The 23,081-nt window shown below is 66.3% G+C and carries 18 protein-coding genes; 8 read left to right on the top strand and 10 right to left on the bottom strand.

Features of this window, described 5'->3' with window-relative positions; genetic code table 11:
- The first annotated feature begins 12 nt into the window (after positions 1–12).
- From ISS20_RS08080 to ISS20_RS08070, 3 genes are all read left to right on the top strand, one after another.
- The gene (locus ISS20_RS08080) at positions 13–1,071 is read left to right on the top strand and encodes a serine/threonine protein kinase (RefSeq protein WP_291435460.1); all 1,059 of its coding nucleotides are present in this window, start codon (positions 13–15) and stop codon (positions 1,069–1,071) included.
- Positions 1,072–1,218: 147 nt separating this feature from the next.
- Positions 1,219–1,986 carry a response regulator transcription factor gene (locus tag ISS20_RS08075; protein WP_291435458.1) on the top strand — a complete coding sequence of 256 codons (768 nt, stop codon included), beginning with the start codon at positions 1,219–1,221 and terminating at the stop codon, positions 1,984–1,986.
- A 60-nt stretch (positions 1,987–2,046) separates the two neighbouring features.
- Entirely contained in the window at positions 2,047–2,355 is a 309-nt protein-coding gene (locus ISS20_RS08070; protein WP_291435456.1) for a hypothetical protein, read from the top strand.
- Between the two features lie 191 nt (positions 2,356–2,546).
- Here ISS20_RS08070 and htpG read toward each other — a convergent pair whose 3' ends face one another.
- Entirely contained in the window at positions 2,547–4,523 is a 1,977-nt protein-coding gene (gene htpG, locus ISS20_RS08065) for a molecular chaperone HtpG (RefSeq protein WP_291435454.1), read from the bottom strand.
- Positions 4,524–4,845: 322 nt separating this feature from the next.
- On the opposite strand from htpG, the gene aqpZ reads away from it, so the two are divergent.
- The gene (gene aqpZ / locus ISS20_RS08060; RefSeq protein ID WP_291435452.1) at positions 4,846–5,541 is read left to right on the top strand and encodes an aquaporin Z; all 696 of its coding nucleotides are present in this window, start codon (positions 4,846–4,848) and stop codon (positions 5,539–5,541) included.
- Between the two features lie 53 nt (positions 5,542–5,594).
- Here aqpZ and ISS20_RS08055 read toward each other — a convergent pair whose 3' ends face one another.
- The 6 genes from ISS20_RS08055 to ISS20_RS08030 all read right to left on the bottom strand — a co-directional run bounded on the left by ISS20_RS08055 (position 5,595) and on the right by ISS20_RS08030 (position 13,341).
- On the bottom strand, positions 5,595–6,530 hold the full coding sequence (locus ISS20_RS08055) for an exopolyphosphatase (RefSeq protein WP_291435450.1): 936 nt from the start codon (positions 6,528–6,530) through the stop codon (positions 5,595–5,597).
- Positions 6,531–6,813: 283 nt separating this feature from the next.
- Complete coding sequence (locus ISS20_RS08050; RefSeq protein WP_291435449.1) at positions 6,814–8,115, bottom strand: alpha/beta hydrolase; 1,302 nt, start codon at positions 8,113–8,115, stop codon at positions 6,814–6,816.
- Positions 8,116–8,178: 63 nt separating this feature from the next.
- The gene (locus ISS20_RS08045) at positions 8,179–9,306 is read right to left on the bottom strand and encodes a pseudouridine synthase (protein ID WP_291435447.1); all 1,128 of its coding nucleotides are present in this window, start codon (positions 9,304–9,306) and stop codon (positions 8,179–8,181) included.
- A 140-nt stretch (positions 9,307–9,446) separates the two neighbouring features.
- Positions 9,447–11,780 (bottom strand): EAL domain-containing protein, encoded by a 2,334-nt coding sequence (locus ISS20_RS08040; protein WP_291435445.1) that lies wholly within the window; start codon positions 11,778–11,780, stop codon positions 9,447–9,449.
- Positions 11,780–12,451, bottom strand: a complete 672-nt coding sequence (locus ISS20_RS08035) for a methylamine utilization protein (RefSeq protein WP_291435443.1) — start codon at positions 12,449–12,451, stop codon at positions 11,780–11,782. Before ISS20_RS08035 ends, ISS20_RS08040 begins: the two co-directional genes overlap by 1 nt.
- Positions 12,448–13,341, bottom strand: a complete 894-nt coding sequence (locus ISS20_RS08030) for a DUF4394 domain-containing protein (RefSeq protein ID WP_291435441.1) — start codon at positions 13,339–13,341, stop codon at positions 12,448–12,450. The genes ISS20_RS08035 and ISS20_RS08030 overlap by 4 nt, the downstream gene beginning before the upstream one ends.
- Positions 13,342–13,746: 405 nt before the next feature.
- On the opposite strand from ISS20_RS08030, the gene ISS20_RS08025 reads away from it, so the two are divergent.
- Positions 13,747–15,459 carry a methyl-accepting chemotaxis protein gene (locus ISS20_RS08025; protein WP_291435439.1) on the top strand — a complete coding sequence of 571 codons (1,713 nt, stop codon included), beginning with the start codon at positions 13,747–13,749 and terminating at the stop codon, positions 15,457–15,459.
- 98 nt (positions 15,460–15,557) lie between these two features.
- Here the strand turns inward: ISS20_RS08025 and ISS20_RS08020 are convergent, their stop codons facing one another.
- A complete protein-coding gene (locus ISS20_RS08020; protein WP_291435437.1) occupies positions 15,558–16,283 on the bottom strand; it encodes a Crp/Fnr family transcriptional regulator in 726 nt (241 codons plus the stop codon).
- A gap of 166 nt (positions 16,284–16,449) precedes the next feature.
- Here ISS20_RS08020 and ISS20_RS08015 point away from each other — a divergent pair, with 166 nt between their 5' ends.
- Positions 16,450–17,661: an ABC transporter substrate-binding protein gene (locus ISS20_RS08015; RefSeq protein ID WP_108497014.1), complete on the top strand. Its 1,212-nt coding sequence runs from the start codon at positions 16,450–16,452 to the stop codon at positions 17,659–17,661.
- A 134-nt stretch (positions 17,662–17,795) separates the two neighbouring features.
- On the opposite strand, the gene ISS20_RS08010 is transcribed toward ISS20_RS08015, so the two are convergent.
- Positions 17,796–18,611, bottom strand: a complete 816-nt coding sequence (locus tag ISS20_RS08010; protein WP_291435434.1) for a general secretion pathway protein GspB — start codon at positions 18,609–18,611, stop codon at positions 17,796–17,798.
- 5 nt (positions 18,612–18,616) lie between these two features.
- Positions 18,617–20,362, bottom strand: coding sequence for an AAA family ATPase (locus ISS20_RS08005; protein ID WP_291435432.1), 1,746 nt, complete (start codon positions 20,360–20,362; stop codon positions 18,617–18,619).
- A gap of 181 nt (positions 20,363–20,543) precedes the next feature.
- Between ISS20_RS08005 and ISS20_RS08000 the strand changes: the two genes are divergently transcribed.
- Positions 20,544–22,490 carry an AMP-binding protein gene (locus ISS20_RS08000; RefSeq protein ID WP_291435430.1) on the top strand — a complete coding sequence of 649 codons (1,947 nt, stop codon included), beginning with the start codon at positions 20,544–20,546 and terminating at the stop codon, positions 22,488–22,490.
- 35 nt (positions 22,491–22,525) lie between these two features.
- Positions 22,526–23,081 (top strand): ATP-binding cassette domain-containing protein (locus ISS20_RS07995; RefSeq protein ID WP_291435496.1); only part of this gene is annotated, 556 nt, incomplete at its 3' end.

The following is a 23,081-nucleotide window of genomic DNA, read 5'->3' as shown; positions in this document are numbered from 1 at the left end:
CGACAATGGGGCATGACCCCATTGCTCCCCGATACCGCCGCCAACGCTCCCAACGACCAGCACCCCTACGCCCGCCTCACCCCCGACCATGTGCTGGACGCGCTGGCCGGCGTGGGCCTGTATGGCGATGGCCGCCTCATGGCCCTGTCGTCGTACGAAAACCGGGTGTACCAGGTCACGCTGGAAGACGGTGAGCGCGTGGTGGCCAAGTTCTACCGCCCGGGCCGCTGGAGCGAGACGCAGATCCTTGAAGAACACGCCTTTGCCGCGGAGCTGATGGCCGCCGAAGTGCCCGCCGTGGGCCCGATGGTGCTGAACGGCGCCACCCTGCACCAGCACGACGGTTTTGCGTTTTCCGTCAGCCCCTGGCGCGGCGGACGCCAGCCCGAGCTGGACGACTTTGAGGTGCTCGAATGGATAGGCCGCTTTCTGGCACGGATTCATACCGTGGGCGCGGCCCAGCCCTTTGTGCACCGGCCACTGCTGGACCTGGAGACCTTTGGCACCGCATCGCGCGACTGGCTGCTCTCGAACGAAATCATTCCGCTCGACATGCAGGCCACCTGGAAGGCCCAGTGCGACAAAGCTCTCGATTTGATAGCTGCTCACGCAGATAGTAGTAGCGCCACAGGTCGATTTGGCTTGAAAGACGCCACCCCCATCCGTCTGCATGGAGACTGCCACCCCGGCAACATCCTGTGGACGCCGCTCGACGAATGGGGCCGCGGCGGCCCGCACTTTGTGGACCTGGACGACGCGCGCATGGGCCCGGCCGTGCAGGACCTGTGGATGCTGCTGTCGGGCGACCGGCGCCAGCGCACCCACCAGCTCGGCGCGCTGATTGACGGCTACGAGCAGTTCCGCAGTTTTGACCGCCGCGAGCTGGCGCTCATCGAGCCGCTGCGCACGCTGCGCCTCATCCACTACAGCGCCTGGCTCGCGCGCCGCTGGCAGGACCCGATCTTTCCGGTGAACTTTCCGTGGTTTGGCACCAGCGACTACTGGCGCGGGCAGGTGGACATGCTGATCGAGCAGATCGAGGCGATGGAGGAAGAACCGCTGGTGGCCTGAAAAGGCGCGACCGGGCGGGGCCCGGCCATTGCAAACGATTGTCAACCTGCGCGCACAGCAGGCAGATGTGGGGCAACATCAAAGCGCTCCCCATCGGGGGGTGTTTTGTTGATTCCAACGGGGTGCCAACCCCCAGAGCCCACCATCATGCGCATCGCAGTCCTTGACGACGACCTTCTCCTGCTGGAGCAGATCAAGGGCACCCTGGAATGCCACCAGCATGTGTGCCACACCTTTGCCGACGGCACCAGCCTGCTGGAGGCGCTGCGCAACGACACCTTCGACCTGCTGATCGTGGACTGGCACCTGCCCGACATGGAGGGCACCGACGTGGTACAGACCGTGCGCAGCACCCACAGCATGCAACCGCCCATCCTGTTCATCACCCGCTGCAGCGATGAACGGGATGTGGTCGAGGCCCTGTCTCGCGGTGCGGACGACGTCATGAGCAAACCCCTGCGCATGGGCGAACTGGTGGCCCGCGCCACCGCCCTGCTGCGCCGCGCCTTTCCCCAGTCCATGGGTGCCCGGCTGGAATTTGGCGCATACCGCTTTGACGCGGAACAACGCACCCTGCGCATCCACGACCAAGCCATCGGGCTCAAGCACCGTGAATACGAACTCGCGCTGTTCCTGTTCCGCAACGCGGGCCGCCTGCTTTCCCGCTCACACCTGCGCGAAGCGGTATGGGGCGACGCCACCGACACCCCCTCGCGCTCCCTGGACACCCACATGTCGCGGCTGCGCAGCAAGCTGGAGTTGACGGAGGCCAACGGCTACACGATCACTGCGGTGTATGGGGTGGGGTACCGGCTGGATGCGGTGTCGCTACCGCAGAAGAATGGAAGCGCAGCACCCGCTACCGAACCACTACCTGAGCGCAGCGATCTCCAGCCGCAACTGGCAACAAGCTGATGGCATTGCGGGCGACGCTGGGCTATGCTGCAAGGCATCCCACCGTATGCAGCGCACCCCATGAGAGACTGGATCCGCAACGCCCTATCAATCCGCCAACCGCGTCGGCCAGCGCCTGTAGGAGCGCGGCCTGCAGTGGGAGTGTTCATCGTGCGGGGGCCGGTGAAGATGCTGGTCACGCACCCTGTGCCCGCTGAATTGTGGGACTGGCTGGTGCTGTCGGGCTGGCGCAACATGCCGGTCAAGGCCGATCGGCGCAAAGGCATGCTGTTGCCCGACGGCGCGCTCAAGGGGCTGATCGATGCAGACCCGGCGGAGCGCAACCAGACGCATGCACGCATCCTGGAGCTGGCAGAGCCCCAGGATTGACGGGCCACGGGGTGCCCGGCCTCCCATCACCCTCGCCACCAGGGCCTGAAAGCCCAGCCGCAGCACACGCCACACTCCGTTCGTAACAAAAAACCCCGGTAGTGCCTGGCACCACCGGGGTTTAAATTTGGTAGCAGCCAGCGCTTATGACACTAGCGCCTGCTGCCGTTTTACCTGCAAAACATCCAGGGTCAAACAAGCAAGGCGTTCACGCGCTTCACATAAGCTGCGGGGTCTTCGGGCAAGCCGCCTTCGGCCAGCAAGGCTTGATCGAACAGGATGTGCGCCAGGTCGTGGAAGTGCACGCTGCCGTCCAGCTTCTTGACCAGCGCGTGGTCGGCATTCACTTCCAGCACGGGCTTGGTCGCGGGCGCCTGCTGTCCGGCCTGCTTGAGCATGCGGGCCAGCTGCGTGCTCATGCCGTCGTCCTGCACCACCAGGCAAGCGGGGGAATCGACGAGGCGCGTGGTCACGCGCACATCTTCGGCCTTGTCCTTGAGCGCTTCCTTGAGCTTCGCCAGCACGGGCTTGAAGGCTTCGGCGGCCTCTTCGGCGGCCTTCTTCTCCGCCTCGTCCTGCAGCATGCCCAGGTCCACAGCGCCCTTGGCCACGCTTTGCAGTGGGGTGCCGTCAAACTCGTGCAGGTAGTTCAGTGCCCACTCGTCCACGCGGTCGGTCATCAAGAGCACTTCGATACCCTTCTTCTTGAAGACTTCGAGCTGCGGGCTGTTCTTGGCGGCGGCCAGGGTGTCGGCGGTGATGTAGTAAATCGCCTCCTGGCCGTCCTTCATGCGGGCCTTGTAGTCGGCAAAACCGACCGTCACGGCGTCGCTGGTGGTGGATGCAAAACGCAGTAGCTTGGCCAGGCGTTCGCGATTACCGAAGTCTTCGCCCAGGCCTTCTTTCAGTACGGCGCCAAACTCGCTGTAGAAGGCGGTGTACTTGCCTTCCTTGGCCTTGTCGTCGGCATCCACCACATCGGTCACGCCGTCGGCATTGGCGCTGGTGTCATGCTTGTCGTGTTTGGCCAGGTCCTCCAGCATGGAGAGCACGCGCTTGGTAGAGCCCTCGCGGATGGCGCGCACGTCGCGGCTTTCTTGCAGCAGCTCGCGGCTCACGTTCAGCGGCAAGTCGGCCGAGTCGATCACCCCCTTCACAAACCGCAGGTAGGTGGGCATCAGCGCCTCGGCGTCGTCCATGATGAACACGCGCTTCACGTACAGCTTCACGCCGGCCTTCTTGTCGCGGTTCCACAGGTCAAACGGCGCCTTGGCGGGGATGTACAGCAGCTGCGTGTACTCGGTGTTGCCTTCCACGCGGTTGTGCGCCCAGGTCAGCGGGGCTTCATGGTCGTGGCTGATGGTCTTGTAGAACTCGGCGTACTGCTCTTCGGTGATGTCCTTCTTGGGGCGCGTCCAGAGGGCGCTGGCCTTGTTGATGGTTTCCCACTCGCCGGTCTTGACCATGCCGCCGGGCTGGCGACCGCCGTTTTCGTCCGATGGATTGATCAGCTCGCCGTCTTTCCACTCTTCCTTTTCCATCAGGATGGGCAGGCTGATGTGGTCAGAGTACTTGGCGATGACCTGCTTGAGCTTCCAGGCGTTGAGGTATTCCTCGGCGTCGTCACGCAGGTGCAGGATGATGCTGGTGCCGCGCTGGGCGCGGGTGATGGCTTCCACCTCGAAGTCGCCCGTGCCGCCGCTGATCCAGCGCACGCCTTCGTCGGCCTGCAGGCCCGCACGGCGGGATTCCACCGTGATCTTGTCGGCCACGATGAAGCCGGAGTAGAAGCCCACGCCGAACTGGCCGATGAGCTGGGCATCCTGCTTCTGGTCGCCCGAGAGCTTGCCCATGAAGTCCTTGGTGCCGCTCTTGGCGATGGTGCCCAGGTGGTCGATGGCCTCCTGCTGGCTCATGCCGATGCCGTTGTCGGTGATGGTCAGCGTCTTGGCATCTTTGTCGAAGGTCACGCGCACTTCAAGGTTGGGCGCGTCCTCGTAGAGGGCGGGCTTGTCCAGCGCCTCAAAGCGCAGCTTGTCACAGGCGTCCGACGCGTTGGAGATCAGCTCGCGCAGGAAGATTTCCTGGTTGGAATACAGCGAATGGGTGACCAGGTGCAGCAGTTGCGCTACTTCGGCCTGGAAAGACAGGGTTTGTTTTGTACTCATGGTGTCTTGAAGGTTGCTGTGTAAGGTGCAGAGAGAACGCGTTTCACGCCCAGGAGGCCAGGAAATGCATTCGCGCGAGTTCACCTCGGGGCGGACTCGGTGATTTCAAGGGTTGCACTGTGCGGCGCACGCCTCTCACCACTCGCGGCCCGCACCAAAGCCATCCCCATAGCCATTTCGGCGCTGAAGTTTGTTGACAATTTGCAGGCATTTGACAGCAATTTCTGCCCTTTAGGCCCCATAAGATGCACACCACCAAAGGCGCTCGGTGCGAGGCCGCCTTCCCATCTTCTGCCCCCTTTTCCTCCGGAGCCCTCTCGCCATGCCCACATCCCTGAAAAAATGGTCCGCCGAGTTCCTCGGCACGTTCTGGCTGACATTTGGTGGTTGCGGCAGTGCCGTGCTGGCCGCCGCTTTCCCGCAGCTGGGTATCGGTTTTGTTGGCGTGTCCCTGGCCTTTGGCCTCACGGTGCTGACCGGGGCCTATGCGCTGGGGCCGATCTCGGGCGGGCATTTCAACCCTGCCGTGTCGATAGGGCTGGCGCTGGGGGGCCGGTTCAAGGCGTCGGAGCTGCCCGGCTACGTATTGGCCCAGCTGCTGGGCGCCATTGCTGCAGCGGCCTTGCTGTACCTCATTGCCACAGGCAGGCCGGGCGCAGACATCGGGGGCTTTGCCACCAACGGCTATGGCGAACACTCCCCCGGCGGCTATGGGCTGATGGCCGCCGTGGTGACGGAGGTCGTGCTGACAGCCATCTTCCTCATCGTGATCCTGGGCGCCACGGCCAAACGCGCGGCCAGCGGCTTTGGCGGGCTGGCCATCGGCATGTGCCTCACGCTCATCCATCTGATCTCCATCCCGGTGACCAACACCTCGGTCAACCCGGCCCGCAGCACAGGTCCGGCGCTATTTGGCCCAGCCTATGCGCTGTCGGAATTGTGGGTCTTCTGGGCCGCGCCCATTGCAGGCGCACTGCTGGGTGCCGCCATCTACCGCGCGCTGCTGAGCGACGACTGACTGCGAAGGGGCGGCATGCACGGCCTTGCCGCCCGCCCCCTGTCGCTTTGCGTTCAACCTTCGATCGTGATGCGCTGCACCAGCGTCTGCAGGATCTGGTCGGCCTTGTCGTTGGCCACCTGGCAGGTGCCCGCTGCCGCATGCCCACCGCCCCCAAACTCCAGCATGAGGTTGCCGATGTGCACCTGGCTGCTGCGGTCCAGGATGGACTTGCCGGTGGCCAGCACCGTGTTCTGTTTTTGCAACCCCCACATCACGTGGATGGAGATGTTGCAGTCAGGGAACAACGCGTAGATCATGAAACGGTTGGTGGCCCAGATGGTGTCCTCCTCGCGCAGATCGAGCACGACCAGCTTGCCGATGCGGATGGCGCAGCGCTGCAGTTGTTCCTGGGCCTTGGGGGCGTGTTCGCGGTAAAGCTGCACGCGCTCCTGCACATCGGGCAGCGCCAGGATCTCATCGATGGTGTGGTCGCGACAGTACTGGATCAGGTCCATCATCAGCGCGTAGTTACTGATGCGGAACTCCCGAAAGCGCCCCAGGCCCGTGCGCGAGTCCATGAGGTAGTTCAGCAGCACCCAGCCCTGGGGGTTGAGGATGTCGTCGCGCGAATACTGCGCCGAGTCGGCCTGGTCCACGGCAGCCATCATCTCATCGGTGATGCGTGGAAACGCGGCCTTGCCGCCGTAGTAGTTGTACACCACGCGCGCGGCCGACGGGGCATGGGCTTCGATGATGTGGTTCTCGTCGCGGCGGCCCGAATTGCGGATGGTTTCAGACTCGTGGTGGTCAAACACCAGATGGGCTCCCGGCACATAGGGCAGGTTGGTGGTGATGTCCCGGTCCGTGATCGGCACCTTGCCGTCCTGCATGTCCTTGGGGTGGACGAAGGTGATCTCGTCAATCAGGTTCAGCTCATTGAGCAGCACCGCGCAGACCAGGCCGTCAAAGTCACTGCGGGTCACCAGGCGGTATTTCGCATCACTCACTAAATTCTCCTTGTTACGTAGCGCACCGCGACATGGTAGCCGCGCCCCAGCACCTGACAAGCACCGCCTGCGTCAAAAAGCAGGCCGCTCGGGTACTCTTAGAGCCTGTTCAAAGTCTTTTTGAGGTCGCACAAGTACCTTGCCCGAAGGGTTGGGGTGAAATCGGCGATTGGAAGTCTCGGCTGCTTGCATGGGCTTGAGCCCATGCGGCGCATTCGAAGCATCCACCCCTCCCGATTGCACTCCAATGCAATCTCCAAAAAGACTTTGAACAGGCTCTAGATCAACGGCCCTGCATCCAGCCCTGCAGCTGCCGGGCCACGCCTGCATCCGCCAGCAGGTCCAGGTGCCCCAGGCGATAGAACACTGCCTGCTGGGCCTTGGCAAAGCCCAGCATCCGTTCAGCATCATCATGCATGCCCAGCGCACTGTGCAAGGGCACCAACCCGTCCCCCACCAGCCGTTCGCCCACCGGGCTGCGCCGCGCCGCCAGCGTCGCCGCCACCGCGTGGCAAGCCACTCCGGCGGGCAACGGCACCGGGGTGCGCTGGTCGGGACTTTTGCGAAAGCGGTCGCGCCCTTGCCAATCGGTATCCAGCACATGGCCGTAGCGCAGGTCGGTGATGCCCGCGCTGCGCAGCTGGGCCAGGCGTGCAAAGGGGCGCGAGTAAGCGGTGCTGCCCAGAAGCACATCCACCCAATGCCCCGCGCGCTCCAGCGGTGCGCCGTGGTGCGGGGTACCCAGAAAGACCAGGTGGCGCAGCCGGGGCAGCCAGCCGCTGGCGCCTGCCGGCGCTTGGGCAGCATGGTGGCAGGCGCTGCGCGCCACCAGCCCGCCCATGCTGTGGGCCAGGATGGACAGCTCCGTCACCGGTACGGGCCAGGAGGCCACCAGGGCTTCGAGCAGGGCCGAAAGCTCTGCCCCATTGGTGGAGGTATGCAGGCCCGTGTTGTAGCGCAGGTACACAGGGGTATAGCCCAGGGCCTGGGCCAGATGGGCACCATGGCCATGGCCGTGGCGGAGCCACTGCAGGTCGTTCATGCACAGGCCATGCACCAGCACCAAGAGTTTGCCCGTGGCGGCGCCCGGTGCGGCCAGCGCGCTCAGGTCCAGTGGCAGTCCCTGCTGGTACCAGCCCATCTGCGTGCACAGCGGGTTGTCGTCGCGCTGCAGGCGGTCGCCCATCACACCGTTGAGTGCGGCAACGACCGCCTCGCGCTCCCAATGCACCTCGCCGGCCGGCGTGGACGGAGCAAAAAACGGCTCCAGCCGCGCCAGCCCGGCCTGCAGGCCCGCATCCACCAGCTGCGTTACCCCTCGGATGCTTTGGTACACCAGCCCGGTCAGCCCCCGCGTGCGGCCCGGCTGTGCGCCGCCCGGCAGCCCCAGCGTGCCCAGCACTGACTGGTGTACCCCCTCAGCCACCCGGCTGATGCCAGTGGTGGCCTGCGTGGCCAGGCGGGCCACACCACGCAGGTCTGACGCACGCAACTGGCGCAGCGGGCTGGCCGGAGCAGGCGCTGCGCCAACGCGGCGCTGTCCACCAGGAGCAGGAGGCCCAGAGGGCGGTGTCGAATGGGACATGGGAGGCTCCGTTCAGTCAATGCGATGAATGCGCCGCGTGCGTTGCGCCGGGAGCCCGCGGGCTCAGAACCGCTCGTGGGGCGACAGGTAGCGCCACTGGCCCACCGGCAGGTTGCCCAGGGTCACGCGGCCGATGCGGATGCGCTTGAGGCCTACCACCTTGAGCCCCACCAGCTCGCACATGCGGCGGATCTGGCGCTTTTTGCCCTCGGTGAGCACAAAACGCAGCTGCTCGGGGTTTTGCCAATCGACCTTGGCGGGCTTGAGCGGCTCGCCGTCCAGGCTCAGGCCATGGCGCAGCCGTTCCAGCAACTCTTTGGGAAACACCGCCTGCACATTGGTGCTGACAGGATCACGCTCATCAATTTCCTGCAGCGGCGCTGAGCGCTCGCTGGGGTGGCGGGGCACAGCCTGGCCCGGCGCCTGATAAACCACGCGCACCAGGTACTCCTTTTCCATCTCGGAGTCCTCGCCAATGATCTGCCGGGCCACGCGGCCGTCCTGGGTCATCACCAGCAGGCCCACCGAGTCGATATCCAGCCGTCCGCAAGGCGCCAGGCCGCGCAGTTGCGGCGGCGAGAACCGGTTGCGGCTGGGGTCGTCGCGCCAGTGGGTGCGGGGGTTGATGAGCGCCACGGCGGGCGTGTGACCATCCTCGGCCTGGCCGCTCACATAGCCTATGGGCTTGTTCAGCAGGATGGTGACGCGCTGCTCCTGAAAGCCCTGCGCCACCTTGTCCACCTCAATGCGATCCAGAGGCGTGACTTGCAGTCCCATGGGCGCCACTTCGCCATTGACCTTGACCCAGCCCTGGGCGATCCAGTCGTCGGCCTCGCGCCGCGAGCACATTCCTAGCTCGGCCATCCGTTTGTTCAGGCGGGAAGTGCCGGAGATACCCGCTGTCCCCGCCGCTTTGGTGGCAGGCACTGGCTTGGGCGGCGCCTGGCGCACCGGGGCGACATAGGGCGCGCCTGACGATGTGCGGTAGCCCGTGGGCGGCGGGGTTCGAGAAGGCCGCTCGGACGGCGGACCACGCCGGGCAGCGGACGGTGCCGGCGGCGCCGGCTTGGCCGCAACGGCGGGGCGACGCAGCACCGGACGGGGTGCGGGGGCTGGAGACGCAGCACCACCAGGCGCAGGAGTGGGGGCTGCGGCGGGGCCGGCAGGCGGGCGGGAACTGGAAGAAGACATTGCGGGTATTTTCGCCTGCGGGGCGACAAACCCCTGCATCAGGAGGCGTGAGGGCCAGAAAAGAATAGAAAAAAAGCCCAAGGCAACGCGGAACAAGCCCCTTGCGCACGGCGCGTCGCGGAGACTGGTTCAGGGTCGCCTTAACCCTGGCGCGCCTGCCAGGCCAGAAAGTCGTCCACCGGCAGGGGACGCGCAATGTGATAACCCTGCGCCTCATCGCAGGCCAGGATGCGCAGGCGCTCCAGGATGGCGGCGGTCTCCACGCCTTCCGCCACCACCGTGAGCCCGAGGTTATGCGCCAGGTCGATGGTCGAGCGCACGATCATCGCGTCGTCCTCGCCCGTCTCCATGCCCATCACAAACGACTTGTCGATCTTGAGCTCATCGACCGGCAGGCGCTTGAGGTAGGCCAGCGACGAATAGCCGGTGCCGAAATCGTCGATGGACAGCTTGAAGCCCTGCTCGGACAGGCGGTTGAGCATGGCCTCGGCACGCTGGGGGTCGTCCATGATGGCGCTTTCGGTGATCTCCAGGCAAAAGGCACTGGCCTCGACCCCGTGGCGCGCCAGGATGTCGGCCAGCCGGTTGCTCAGCTCGGGGTCGAGCAGGTCGCGGGTGGAGAGGTTGACCGATACCCTGAGTGGCAGGCCCTGCGTGCGCGGGTCCGCCAGGAGGCGCGCCACTTCTTCAAAAATCCACAGCGTGAGGTGGCGCACAAAGCCGGTCTGTTCGGCAAACGGGATGAACTGCATGGGCGGCACCAGTCCGCGCTGCGGGTGCTGCCATCGCACCAGTGCCTCGGCCGCCAGGCCCGACTGCCCATGCAAGGGCACCTTGGGTTGCAGGTACAGGCGCAGCTCGTGGTGCTCCACGGCGTGGCGCAGTTCGGTGAGCAGCGACAGGGTCTGCGCACTGGACGAATCAAACGCCGCGTCGTACTGCAACGCCCCGCTGAGCTTGCGCTTGGCGGCATACATGGCGATTTCAGAGCGGCTGAGCAGCGTGTCGGCGTCACCTGCATCGCCCGGCCAGCAGGCAAAACCAATGCCCGCGCTCAGGTCCACCGTCTGGTCCTCAAAAGCCAGCGGCTCCACAAACGACTGGTTGATGCGCTGGGCAATCTCGTGCGCGGCTGCGGCGTCGGCGCGCTGCAGCAGGATGGCGAATTCGTTACCCCCGAGACGCGCCACCATGTCGTCGGGCGAACGCACCTGCAGACGCAGGCGCTCGGCCACAGCCTGCAGCAGGCGGTCGCCAAATGCGTAGCCCAGCACATCATTGACATGCTTGAATCGGTCCAGGTCCAGCGTAAGAACTGCGAGCGGCTGCGCGGGGACGGCACTGCCGGCAATGGCCTGCACCACGGCGTCACGAAACCGCTCCCGGTTGGGCAGGCCTGTCAGGCGGTCCCAGTAGGCCAAGCGGCGGATCTCGGTTTGCTGCGCGCCAATGTCCACGCGCATGTGGTCGAAAGAGCGGGCCAGGTTGCCGATCTCGTCGGTGCGGTCAGTGTGTTCCAGCGGTACATCGTATTCACCGCGCGACAGCCGCTGAGTGGCCGCCAGCAGCGAGCGCAGGGGCGTGGTGAGCCGTTGCGCCACCAGGCCTGCGCCCACCGCAAACAGCAGCACACCCGCCACGGTGATGATGGCCAGCAGCACCTCCAGCTGCCGGTAAGGTGCCACCACTTCATCCACCGACCGCAGCAACAGCGAATACACCTCGCCACCCACGCTGTCGAGCGGGCTGGAGCGCGCAAGCAAGGTACCCTCGGCCGTCTGCAGCTCGCCCGCCGCGCCGCCGCTGCCCAGCAGCAAGGCCTGCGCATCCGCGGGCAAGGTACTGACCGGCAGGGTCATCGCCCCTCCCGGGGCCTTGACCATCAGGGCCACATGCACCGACAAGAGCTGCCGCATTTCGTCGGCACGCGACTGGTCGATGCGAAAACCCATCAGCACCCAGCCAATGACCACCGGCGCCCGCATAGGCACCATCACAAACTGGTAGGGCACACCGTCCATCACGACGATCTGGCTACCCTGGGGCTGCTGTGCCAGGCGCGGCACCACCTGCCGGAGCGTGTCTGGGAACTGCTCCATGCTGTCGGACAGGCTGAACGCACGCAGCTCCAGGTCGGTACCCAACAGCGCCGTCACGGCCGCGCCGATGCGGCTGCCATGGTTCTCCAACACAGACTGGATGGTTTCCTCATCCCCAGAGTTGACCGCCGAGCGAAACCCGTAGTCAGCCGCCAGGAGGGCCGATCCCTGGCGCAGCTGTTCGGCGTTTTGGTCCAGCAGGCGGCGCCAGATGTTTTCGTCCAGGTCCAGGGCCCGCGCGATCTGGGCGCGCGCATTGCGGTCGATGCTGGCGCGCACCACGGCAAACCCTGCCGCCTGCACGATGAGCAATAGCAGCAACGACAACCCCACCAACCGCAGGATCAGGCTGCGCCGGGCCAGGCGCAGCCGCATCAAGGCTGCAACCCCGTCATGCGCACCGAAGCCGTAGCTGAGCCCGTGTTGGGCACGGACAGCGCCTGCTCCAGGGCCGGGGCGCCCACCGGCAGACGGGTGTGCCAGGTGCGCAGCGTGTAGGTGCCGGGCGGCACGTTGTCGAGCTGCGCCTTTCCCGTGGCGGCGGGAGTACGGGCGTAGTACGGCGTGTCCACCACCAGCACCCAACCCACCATCTGGTCGTGGATGTTGCAACCCAGAGCTACCACGCCAGATTTATCAAACAAAACCGGGTTGGACGGCGTGCCGCTATAGAGCTTGAGCTCGAACTTCTTGGCGGGCGAGAAGGAATACACATGGTGCCGCACCGAGTCGCGGTTGGGGAACAGCACCTCGGTGCCCACCGGCACCACCAGCAAGCCGGGCACAAACTGCCGCTTCTCCTGCGCCATCTCCACACCAGTCAGCGGTTTGACCTGCTTGCGCGCTTCGGCGGAGTCCAGAAACACCACCGCATCGGCCAGCGGCTTGCCAGCAGCGTCTGTCACATCAACCTGCACCGTGCCAGCTTGGGCGGCGGGGGTCAGCCATGCCAGTGAGGCCACCGTCGCCGCTATGCCCAGCAAGCTGGCGCCCAAGGCACCGCGCCCCGCGCGTGCCCGCAGCCTCGGCGCGCCGCCCAGCCTCATGGTTCGATCGCCAGGCCCACCAGCGGCGCGCCGTCGCCCACCACGCCCAGGGGGCGGGTGGCACCCGTTGCCAGGTCCACCTTGTGCAGCCGGGTCTGGGTATCGGCGCCGGTGCGCACCGCGATGAGTGCGGTGTTGCCCACATCGGCAATGTCAAAACTCACATCCGTGAGCGGCCCCAGCCCCAGCGGGCCCACGGTGCGCAGCTGCCCGGCATTGGGCGACACCACGGGCAGAGTGCCCTCGCGAGAGCCCTGCATCACCAGCACGCCCAGAGCACGGTCGATGGCGTAGTTGGTGGTGATCTTGCTGTCGTTGGGGTTGTAGGTGTAGGCCGCACCGGCAATGTCAGGCTTGCGGCGGGCGTTCACGTCGCCCCAGGCGTAGCGCAGGCTCGGGTCCGGCTGCACCCCCTCCACGGCAGCGTCGCCATCAACCGCAGCCCCGGTGTCGGGGTGCAGGCGCAGGTTCTGGCCGGTGTTGGACACCACCCGGATACGGTCAGCCGCCGGGTTGAAGTCAAAGCCAAACACCGCGCCCTGCAGCGCCAGCGCGGCGGGCGCGGGCCCCACCGGGCGCAGCGCGCCCGTAGGGATGTCCAGCGTGTACAGGCGCCCCGCCTGGGACAGCGCATACAGCACGCCCTTGGCCACGCGAAAGTCAATACCCACCAGCCGCTCGCCGGGCGCCAGGCCGGTTACCGGGCGCCTCTCCAAGATGCGATCGGGCTGCGCGGCATGGAAGGTGATGAGTTCATGCGAGGCCGTGACGGCCACCAGGGTTTCGCGCAAACCAGTGTCGGGCCGGGGGGCAGCACAGCCGGCCAGCACGGCCAGGGCCGCAGCAGCGACGGCAGCGCGCAGCGTGGAGGAGGGAAAAAACGGATACATGAAGGGCCTCGCAGGTGTTACAGGTTTATACCTGATCGGTTGCTCCCGTGGCAGATGCAAGGGCAAACCCCAAGCCCTGTATTCACTTTGTTTTTGATAGCAACGTGAGCACGCATTACCTGCATCAATAGCGTTTTTATCGATAGTTTGCGAACCACCTTCTGTTGCACTTTGGCGCCAGCGCACCAGGGTTGTGCATGGCTGCATTTGTAACAAATACAGCTATGCAGATCGGGCATGGGACCATCCTCAACGCTCATGACACATTTTGTTGTTATTGCCTACACTGCACCGACCCCAGCGCCTGCTCAGCGGGCGCGATGAGGCCGGTGGGCACCGTTATTGCTTTGCGCAGAGGCCCCCGTTTGATCACGCTTTGATCCTTTTCGATACCCAAGGACCCCCATGTCGGCTGCTTCCACCCTCAAATCCCTGTCGATCTCCAGCCGGCTCAGCCTGGGGTTTGGCTGCATGCTGGTGCTCCTGGTCGCGGTGGCGGCAGTGGGCCAGCTGTCCGTGGGCAAAGTGCACGATCAGATGATTCAGATCACCGGCGTGGGCGCGAACAAAGCCAAGCTGGTCAACGGCATGCTGGAGAGCGTGAGCGCCATCGGCATCCAGAGCCGCTCGGCCGCCATGCTCAACGACATCGACCCCAAGCAGGCGCGCGAGCAGATCGTGGCCGTGGGCAAGACGCTCAAGGAATACGCCACGCAAGAAGCCGCTTTGACCCAGCTGCTCACCCCCGCCACCGCCACCGCCGCAGAACTCAAGCTGCTGGGCGAGGTGCAGGCCCTGGGCGGCAAGACCCGCCCCGAGCTCGACAGTGCCATCAAGGCCGCTGACGACGGCGACACCGTGAGCGCCACCCTGGCACTGATGACGCGCGTGGCCCCCGCAGAAACCGCCTGGCGCGCCAAGCTGCGCGAGCTGATCGAGCTGCAGAACACCCTGAACGCCGAAGCCACGGCCTCTGCAGAGCAAACCCAGAGCAGCGCCCGGATGGTGGGCGGGCTGCTGGTACTGCTGGCGATTGGCCTGGGCGCGCTGATTGCCTGGCGCATCACGGCCAGCATCACCGCACCCATTGGCCGCGCGGTGGTGGTGGCCGAGCGCATTGCGCGCGGCGACCTCACCTCGCAAGTCGAAGTGCGCATCCACGACGAGACGGGTCGTCTGCTCGAAGCCATCGCCGCCATGCAAGAGCGCCTGCGCACCCTGGTGGGCGAGATCGGCCAGACTGCCGACTCCATCCTGGTGGCCAGCTCCGAGGTGGCCTCTGGCAACCTGGACCTGAGCCAGCGCACCGAACAGACCTCGCACAACCTGCAGGGCGCCGCGTCGGCGCTGGTGGACCTGACCGGCACGGTGTCGCAAAGCGCGGACTCGGCCCGCCAGGCCAACCAGCTCGCGTCCACCGCGTCCGATGCCGCAACACGTGGCGGCGAGGTGGTGTCGCAGGTGGTCCGCACCATGGACACCATCAGCGCCAGCTCGCGCAAGATCGCCGACATCATCAGTGTGATCGACGGCATCGCCTTCCAGACCAACATCCTGGCGCTGAATGCGGCTGTGGAGGCCGCCCGCGCGGGCGAGCAGGGCCGGGGCTTTGCCGTGGTGGCGGGCGAGGTGCGCAATCTGGCGGGCCGCTCGGCCAATGCAGCGCGCGAGATCAAGGCACTGATCGGTACCAGCGTGGACCAGGTGCAAGAGGGCAGCACGCTCGTCAACCACGCCGGCAAGACCATTGAAGAACTGGTGCAGTCGGTGCGCCGCGTGTCCGACATCATGGGCGAGATCACGGCGGCCACGCAGGAGCAAAGCCAGCGCATCGGGCATGTGAGCCAGTCGGTGGGTGCGCTGGAAGAGATGACCCAGCAAAACGCCGCATTGGTGGAAGAAGGCGCAGCCGCTGCCGACAGCCTCAAGGACCAGGCCGGGCGCCTGACGCAGATGGTGGGCACCTTCCGCCTGACGCGCGACGGGGGCGACGATAACAGCTGGGGCACGGCCTCCCCCTCTGCATCGCCCATGGCGGTGCCAGCGCCAACGCGCGCGGCGGCTCCGCGCCACCTGGCCTCAGCCACATCCCGCGCTCCCGCACTGCCACGTAGCTAACTGGACTTTCAATCGGGCGCGTTCCACGCCCGGGATGCCAAGCAACAGCCGCCCCGCTGCGAGGGCGTCGTCCCCTCAGGGCGAAGGCGCACAGCGCCTCAGGGGGCAGTCACACTGGACCGCAGCGCCGCCAGGTCCAGCACCCGCAGGCCGCCGTACTCCACCCGGATCGCCCCCTGCGCCTCCAGCGCCGCCAGCGCCTCGTTCACCCGCTGGCGCGACAGCCCCACCAGATAGGCCAGCTCCTGCTGCGTGATGCGCAGCACCTCGCCCACGCCCGGGTACAGCACGGGGTTGAACAGCGACGCCAGGCTGCGCGCCACACGCACATCGGGGTTGTTCAGGCGGTCGATCTCGCGGGCTGCAATGAACTGGCCCAGGCGCTCGTTGAGCTGGTTCATCACAAAGCGGTTGAAGCCGATGGAGTGGTCCAGCAGCCAGTGAAAGCTGTCAATCGGCAGCCCGGCCACCACGCTCTTGCGCAGGGCCTGGATGTTGTAGCGGTAGGGCTCGCGCTTGATGGTGGTGCCCTCGCCAAACCAGCCGCCGGGCGGCAGGCCCGCATAGGTCATGGTCTGGCCCTGTGCGTTGTCGGTGCTCATCTTGAGCAGGCCCTCCACTACCCCAAACCAGTAGGTCACCGGGCGCCCCACGCGGCACACATAGTCGCCCGCCTTGGCGTCCCCCACCAGCAACGAGGCCACGGCGCGCTCTCGCTCGGCGGGCAGCAGCAAGTCGAGCCACGGAATACCGTCAAGCTCCTGCGGCGTGGGCGAACGGCGCCGCTGGTGCAGCGACAGGTCCTGGTGGGTGCGTGGGTCCATGGCGCAAAGGTTCTCACGAAAAAGGGCGCCCCGCAGCCGCCTCGGCATGCGGGAATACCACGATCCCAATTGTCGCCAGACCGACAAAAAAATGCCAATCGTGACGGGATGATGTCGCCTCGCGCCCCGCCCGTACAGGGCCGGAGCCCCCGAGGAGACAAGCACCATGACCCAACACCCTTCCATCACCGCACGCACCGTCCCACCCGCGCCCACCGCGCCGCGCCCCCTGGCCCGCCGCCAGGTGCTGGCCGCCGCAGCCGCCACCGCAGCGGCCGTCGGCCTGCCCGGGCTGGGCTGGAGCGGCGCGGCCCGCGCGCAGGAGGGCGCGATCAAGATTGCGCAATCCACCGCCCTCACCGGCCCGCTGGGCGACCTGGGCTCGGCCATGCACCAGGGCGCCAAGGCCGCATTTGCGGGCATCAACGCGCGCGGCGGCGTGCATGGCAAGGCCGTCGAACTCGTCACGCAGGATGACACCTACGACGTGCCCAAGGCGCTGGCCAATGTGGAGCAGTTTCTGGCCGACCCTGGGTACTTTGCGCTGTTCAACTGCATGGGCACGCCCATGATCGACGCCATGCTGCCCAAGGTGATCGAGAGCGGCATCCCGTTTTTTGCGCCCTTCACCGGCGCGCAGCTCAGCCGCACCAAGAACGCCCGCAACGTGTTCAACATCCGCGCCAGCTATGCCGACGAGGCCGAAAAGCTGGTGCAGCACCTGTCCACCATCGGCATCCAGCGCATTGGCATCGTCTACCAGAACAACTCGTTCGGCAAAGAGGTGTTCAACGCGGCCAAGCAGTCCATGGACCGGCTGAAACTGCCCGAAGCCACCACGGTGACGGTGGAGAACAACGCCTCGGACGCGGGCAGCGCAGCGGCCAAGCTGGCTGGCGGCAACCTGGAGGCCATCGTGATTGGCCTGGCGGGCAAGCCCACGCTGGAGTTCGTGAAGGCGTTCCGCGCGCTCAAGCGGGGCGTGACGCTGTACGCGCTGTCGGTCATGGGCACCCCGGCCACCGTCAAGGCCCTGGGCGCGGACGCCACGGGCATGGCGATTTCGCAGGTGGTGCCCCTGCCCTCCAACGTGGTGATGCCCGTGGTGCGCGAGTTCCAGGCGGCCTGGAAGGCATCGGGCGCCACGGCCGAGCCCTCGCACCTGGCGCTGGAGGGCTACATCAATGCCCGGGTCTTTGCCGAGGCCCTGCAGCGTGCAGGCCGCAACCCCACGCGTGCGGCCTTCATCGACGCCACCTGGAACCTGAAAAAGTGGGATCTGGGCGGTTTCGAGATCAGCGCCAGCACGCCGGACCGCAACGCCTCGCGCTTTGTGGAGCTCACGCTGGTGGGGCGCGACGGGCGGTTCTTGCGATAGCCACGGGTCACGCCAGTTCTGCGCAGATGTGAGCGGCGCAGGTGGCTCAGCGGATGCCCGCACAATTGCTACCAATTAAATAGCTATCGACGCATATTGCACTAGCGCTACCGGCCGATTTCGCCCAAATTCTGCTATTGCGAAGCCAGCCCGTACCGGTAGCCCTTGAACGACCAGATGGTGCGGCCCGGCTCGATCTTTTCCAGCAGCAGGCCCGGCCCGGCCGGATCGCCCTCGTGCAGCACTTGCCCGTTGACGATGGCCATGCGGTACACCGGGTTGCTGGAATAGGTGACGCCAGAAATCTTGAGCGACGGCAACTGCGCCCGCACGGCCTCGGGCAGGTCGGCCTGGGCAAACACGGTGCCCGTAGCTACCGGTGCCGCTGTGGGAGCGGGACTGGCAGCAGCCATTTCGGGTACACGCGGCGCTGGGGCCGCTGGCGCGCGCTCGCGGGGGGCAGGCTCTGCAGGGCGTGACCGTTCGGGGACTGTGGCGGGGGGGCGCGGCGCCACGGAGGAACTGGGCACGGGCGCAGGCCGCTCCCGCTGCGGTGCCGCGGCGCGGGGCGCTGGCGCCGGAGGCGGCGTTACCGCCGCCACCACGGCAGGGGCCGGTTCCGGGGAGGCCACGACAGCCGCTGGCGCTGCGGGCGGCGCTATGGACGCCACCGCAGGCACGGACGGAGCTACAGCAGCGGGGGTAGCGGGCGCTGCGGCGACCACGACTGCGCCCGCAGGCACAGGCCGCTGCAAGAACCACCAGGTACCGCCGGCCGCCACTGCGGCCACAGCAACTACCGCCACAGCCAACAGCACCGGGCTGATGGCCGACCGCCCTGCCACCGGCACGGCGCCGGGCACAGGCACCGCCGGGGTATGGATGCCGGGCACGGCGCCACGGCCCCGCTCGGCTTCTGCGCGCCGCAGCGCGTCAAGGATGTAAGACACTGGGTTCAGCCTCCGGTGCGCAAGCGCGGTTCGCTCACGCCGCTGACACGGTTGAGCAGCATGAGGGTCAAGGGCCCCGCCCGGCCGTCCGGGGTCACCCCCTGGGCCAGCTGGAACCGCTGGATGCGGGACTGGCGCTGGGCCGGCGTGGTCGCGCGGCCGGCCGCAGGTGCGGCAGCGCGCGTGCCCCCGGCCGCAGCCGTGGCCAGTTGCTGGTCCAGCCAGGCGGCACCGGCGGGGGTCTCCGCCAGGTCGCCTTTGTCGGGCATGTCGGGCGGCGTGCGCCACAGCGTGGCAATGTCGCCACGCCACACCTGGGCCAGTTCGGCTACGGGCACACGCACCGTGCGGCCCGCGCCTTCGAGCGTGGCCGTGTCGCCGTCCAGGCGGCGCAGCACGGCCGACACCGCCACGTCGCCCTCTTCGGACGGGAACAGCGTGAGCAGCACCGGACGGTCGATCTGCCGCACCAGGTTCAGGCCCGCGCGGCGGTTGCGGTAGCAGCGCAGGCCGTCGCGGGGCAATGCCGCGCAGGCGTCGGCGCCGTCGGCCACACGGGCACCCCAGGCCGAGGCCAGCGCCTGCCAGGCGGCAGCGTCGCTGGACGGCAGCGTGGACACAAACTGCTGCAAATCCGTGAGGGCCAACGGAGCTGCCCCACGCGGAGCCGAGGCCCCTGCCGCAGGGGCCGGGGACGTTGTTACCACCGCTGTGCTCGCAGCACTGCTGGGTGGCGCGCTGGCTGGCGTTTTGCTGGCCATAGCGCCTGCAGACACCGTCGATGACACGGCGCCTTGCCGAGACCATTGCGGCCAGCTACCCAGTGCCCAGCCGCCCGCCACCAGGGCTGCCCCCGCCACCACGCCCAGGCCCGCCACCGCCCAGCGCGGCCACAGGCCCCGGGCGTTGCGCGCGGCAGCAGCCGACGCGGGCGCATCAAACACCTCACTCGCCGCGCGCTGGACGATGCGGGCGCTGACCTCGCGCACACCGGCGGCATAGGCGCCCAGCAGCGCCCGGTCGCACAGCAGGTTGATGCGCCGGGGAATGCCGCGCGACAGCGCATGCACCCGCCGGATGGCACTCCGGCTGAACGGCAGCGGCCCTTGCAGGCCCGCCACGGCCAGGCGGTGGGCAATGTACTGCTGGGTTTCCTGCGCGCTCAGCGCATCGAGGTGAAAGCGCGCAATCACCCGCTGGGCCAATTGCTCCAGGGCAGGGCTGGCAACCATGGTGCGCAGCTCGGGCTGGCCGATGAGGATGATCTGCAGCAGCTTGCGCTCGCTGGTTTCCAGGTTGGTCAAAAGGCGCAGCTGCTCCAGCACGTCGGCCGACAGGTTCTGCGCCTCATCGATGATCAGCACCGTATTGCGCCCGGCGCCATGCGCCGCCAGCAGCGAGGCGTTGAGCGGGTCGATGTAATCCTTGACCGTCTCCACCCCTGCCACCGAGGGCTGGTGGGGCACACCAAACTCATCGCAAATGGAGCGCAACAGCTCACCCACCGTGAGCTTGGGGTTGAAGATATAGGCCACATTGCAGTGCGGCGGGATCTGTTCCAGAAAACAGCGGCACACCGTGGTCTTGCCAGCGCCCACCTCGCCGGTGAGCAGCACAAAACCGCCGCCTGCGTCCAGGCCATACAGCAGATGCGCCAGCGCCTCGCGGTGACGCTCGCTCATGAACAGGTAGCGGGGGTCGGGGGCAATGGAGAACGGCGGATGCTGGAGGCCGAAGAACGGGGCGTACATGCGAACAAGCATACCGCCGGGCCGAGGCAGGGTTTAACCCGACAGGTAGTTTCCCTTAAATTGTCGTCAGAAAGACAAGATAACGTCAAAGTGCGTCCTAGCATCGAACCCAACACGCAAACACAAGCTTGCGCGCCCGGCAGTCACCGGGCTGACACCTTCTCACTTTCAGGAACCTGCAATGTTGACCACGTTCCCGCAACTGCTGCTCAAGCACGCCGCCGAGCGCCCCAATGCCCCGGCCCTGCGCGAAAAAGAATATGGCATCTGGCAAACCCACAGCTGGGCCGACCTGGTGCGCCTGGTGGAACAGGTGGCGGCCGGCCTGCACCTGGCGGGCCTGAAACGCCACGAACACATGGTGGTGGTGGGCGCGAATCGCCCACGCCTGTACGCCACCATGCTGGCCGCCCAGTCGCTGGGCGCCATCCCCGTGCCGCTGTACCAGGACGCGGTGGCCGCCGAATGCATCTTCCCGCTCAACAACGCCGAGGTGCGCTTTTGCCTGGTGGAAGACCAGGAACAGGTGGACAAGCTGCTCGAAATCCGCGAGCAATGCCCGCAGATCTCCAACATCTACTTTGACGACCCGCGTGGCCTGCGCAATTACGCAGAGCCGGGCCTCGCCGCGCTGGACGCGCTGATCGAGGCTGGCAAGGCGTTTGCGGCGAAGAACCCCGGTTGGTTCAAGGCCGAGGTGGCCAAGGTGCAGCCGGGCGACGTGGCAGCGATGTTCTTCACCTCGGGCACCACCGGCAACCCCAAGGGCGTGGTGCACACGCACAGCACCCTGCTCGACCGCGCTTCTGCCGGTGCCGAATTCGACAAGCTCACCAGCAGCGAGGAAGTGCTGGCCTACCTGCCGCCGGCCTGGATCGGCCAGAACATCTTCAGCTACGCGCAGTGGCTGGCCTGCGGCTACGTGGTCAACTGTCCCGAGTCGGCCAGCACCGTGACCATCGACCTGAAAGAAGTGGGGCCCACCTACTACTTCGCACCGCCCCGCATTTTTGAAGGCCTGCTGACCAGCGTGATGATCCGCATGGAAGACGCGGGTACCCTGAAGCGCAAGATGTTCGAGGCCTGCATGTCGGTGGCCAAGCGCGTGGGCCCGGCGCTGATGGACGGCGAGACCGTGAGCGCCATCGACAAGATCAAGTACGCGCTGGGCAACCTGCTGGTGTACGGACCTCTGCGCAACAACCTGGGTTTCAGCCGCGTGCGGGTGGCCTACACGGCGGGTGAGGCCATCGGGCCGGACCTGTTCACGTTCTACCGCTCCATCGGCATCAACTTGAAACAGCTGTACGGCTCCACCGAGACCGCCGTGTTCGTCTGCCTGCAGCCCGACAACCAGGCGCGCGCCGATACCGTGGGCGTGCCGATCCGCGGTGTCGAGATCAAGGTGGCAGACAACGGCGAGATCCTGGTCAAGTCCGCCGGCCTGCTCAAGGAGTACTACAAGAACCCCGCCGCCACCGCCGAGGTGCTGACGGCCGACGGCTGGTACCACACCAGCGATGCAGGCTTTCTGGACGCGCACGGTCACCTCAAGATCATCGACCGCGTCAAGGACGTGGGCCGCATCATGGGCGGCGCCAACGACGGCGCCATGTTTGCGCCCAAGTATGTGGAGAACAAGCTCAAGTTCTTCCCGCATATCAAGGAAGTGGTGGCACTGGGCGACAAGCGCGAGAAGGTCTGCGTGATGGTCAATATCGACTTCGACGCCGTGGGCAACTGGGCCGAGCGCCGCAACCTGCCCTATGCGGGCTACACCGACCTGGCGCAAAAACCCGAGGTGTATGAACTGATCCGCGAGTGCATCGAGAAGGTCAACGCCGACCTGGCGACCGACGCCATGCTGGCCGGCAGCCAAGTGAGCCGCTTCCTGGTGCTGCACAAGGAACTGGACGCCGACGACGGCGAGCTCACGCGCACCAACAAGGTCCGCCGGGGCTTCATTGCCGACAAGTACGGCGTTCTGGTGGATGCGCTGTACGCAGGCCGCACAGAGCAGTACATCGAGACCCAGGTGAAGTTTGAAGACGGCCGCACGGGCAGCGTGAGCGCCACGCTCAAGCTGTCGGACACGAAGACGTTTGCGCCTGTGAAGAGCGCCGCATGAAACCCGCGCCGTACCCGCTGGAGAAGCCCCCCACCATGACCACCAAAAAGATCGGCGACGTCATCCTCGACGTCAAGAACATCAGCCTCCGGTTTGGCGGCGTGAAGGCGCTCACCGACATCTCGTTCAACGTGAAAGAGCATGAGATCCGCGCCATCATCGGCCCCAACGGCGCAGGCAAAAGCTCCATGCTCAACTGCATCAACGGCGTGTACACGCCGTCCGAAGGCTCCATCACCTTCCGGGGCAAGACGTTTGACCACATGAACTCGCGCCAGGTGGCCGAGATGGGCGTGGCCCGCACCTTCCAGAACCTGGCGCTGTTCAAGGGCATGAGCGTGATCGACAACATCATGACTGGCCGCAACCTCAAGATCAAAAGCAACCTGCTGATGCAGGCGCTGCGCATCGGCCCGGCCGAGCGCGAGGAAATCCGCCACCGCGAGTACGTCGAGCACATCATCGACTTCCTCGAAATCCAGGCCTACCGCAAGACCCCCGTGGGCCAACTGCCCTACGGCCTGCAAAAGCGCGTGGACCTGGGCCGGGCCCTGGCCATGGAGCCACAGGTGCTGCTGCTCGATGAACCCA

It is taken from the genome of Acidovorax sp. (genome assembly GCF_016783915.1).
Classification (GTDB): domain Bacteria; phylum Pseudomonadota; class Gammaproteobacteria; order Burkholderiales; family Burkholderiaceae_C; genus Acidovorax.
Note: the sequence above shows the minus strand (reverse complement) of the source record. Positions and strands in the feature narration are given on the sequence as shown.

Bases quoted from the DNA above. Each gene is read 5' to 3' on its own strand.
- ISS20_RS08080 (WP_291435460.1), top strand. From the start codon at position 13: ATGACCCCATTGCTCCCCGATACCGCCGCCAACGCTCCCAACGACCAG.
- ISS20_RS08075 (WP_291435458.1), top strand. From the start codon at position 1,219: ATGCGCATCGCAGTCCTTGACGACGACCTTCTCCTGCTGGAGCAGATC.
- ISS20_RS08070 (WP_291435456.1), top strand. From the start codon at position 2,047: ATGAGAGACTGGATCCGCAACGCCCTATCAATCCGCCAACCGCGTCGG.
- htpG (WP_291435454.1), bottom strand. From the start codon at position 4,523: ATGAGTACAAAACAAACCCTGTCTTTCCAGGCCGAAGTAGCGCAACTG.
- aqpZ (WP_291435452.1), top strand. From the start codon at position 4,846: ATGCCCACATCCCTGAAAAAATGGTCCGCCGAGTTCCTCGGCACGTTC.
- ISS20_RS08050 (WP_291435449.1), bottom strand. From the start codon at position 8,115: ATGTCCCATTCGACACCGCCCTCTGGGCCTCCTGCTCCTGGTGGACAG.
- ISS20_RS08045 (WP_291435447.1), bottom strand. From the start codon at position 9,306: ATGTCTTCTTCCAGTTCCCGCCCGCCTGCCGGCCCCGCCGCAGCCCCC.
- ISS20_RS08040 (WP_291435445.1), bottom strand. From the start codon at position 11,780: ATGCGGCTGCGCCTGGCCCGGCGCAGCCTGATCCTGCGGTTGGTGGGG.
- ISS20_RS08035 (WP_291435443.1), bottom strand. From the start codon at position 12,451: ATGAGGCTGGGCGGCGCGCCGAGGCTGCGGGCACGCGCGGGGCGCGGT.
- ISS20_RS08030 (WP_291435441.1), bottom strand. From the start codon at position 13,341: ATGTATCCGTTTTTTCCCTCCTCCACGCTGCGCGCTGCCGTCGCTGCT.
- ISS20_RS08025 (WP_291435439.1), top strand. From the start codon at position 13,747: ATGTCGGCTGCTTCCACCCTCAAATCCCTGTCGATCTCCAGCCGGCTC.
- ISS20_RS08020 (WP_291435437.1), bottom strand. From the start codon at position 16,283: ATGGACCCACGCACCCACCAGGACCTGTCGCTGCACCAGCGGCGCCGT.
- ISS20_RS08015 (WP_108497014.1), top strand. From the start codon at position 16,450: ATGACCCAACACCCTTCCATCACCGCACGCACCGTCCCACCCGCGCCC.
- ISS20_RS08005 (WP_291435432.1), bottom strand. From the start codon at position 20,362: ATGTACGCCCCGTTCTTCGGCCTCCAGCATCCGCCGTTCTCCATTGCC.
- ISS20_RS08000 (WP_291435430.1), top strand. From the start codon at position 20,544: ATGTTGACCACGTTCCCGCAACTGCTGCTCAAGCACGCCGCCGAGCGC.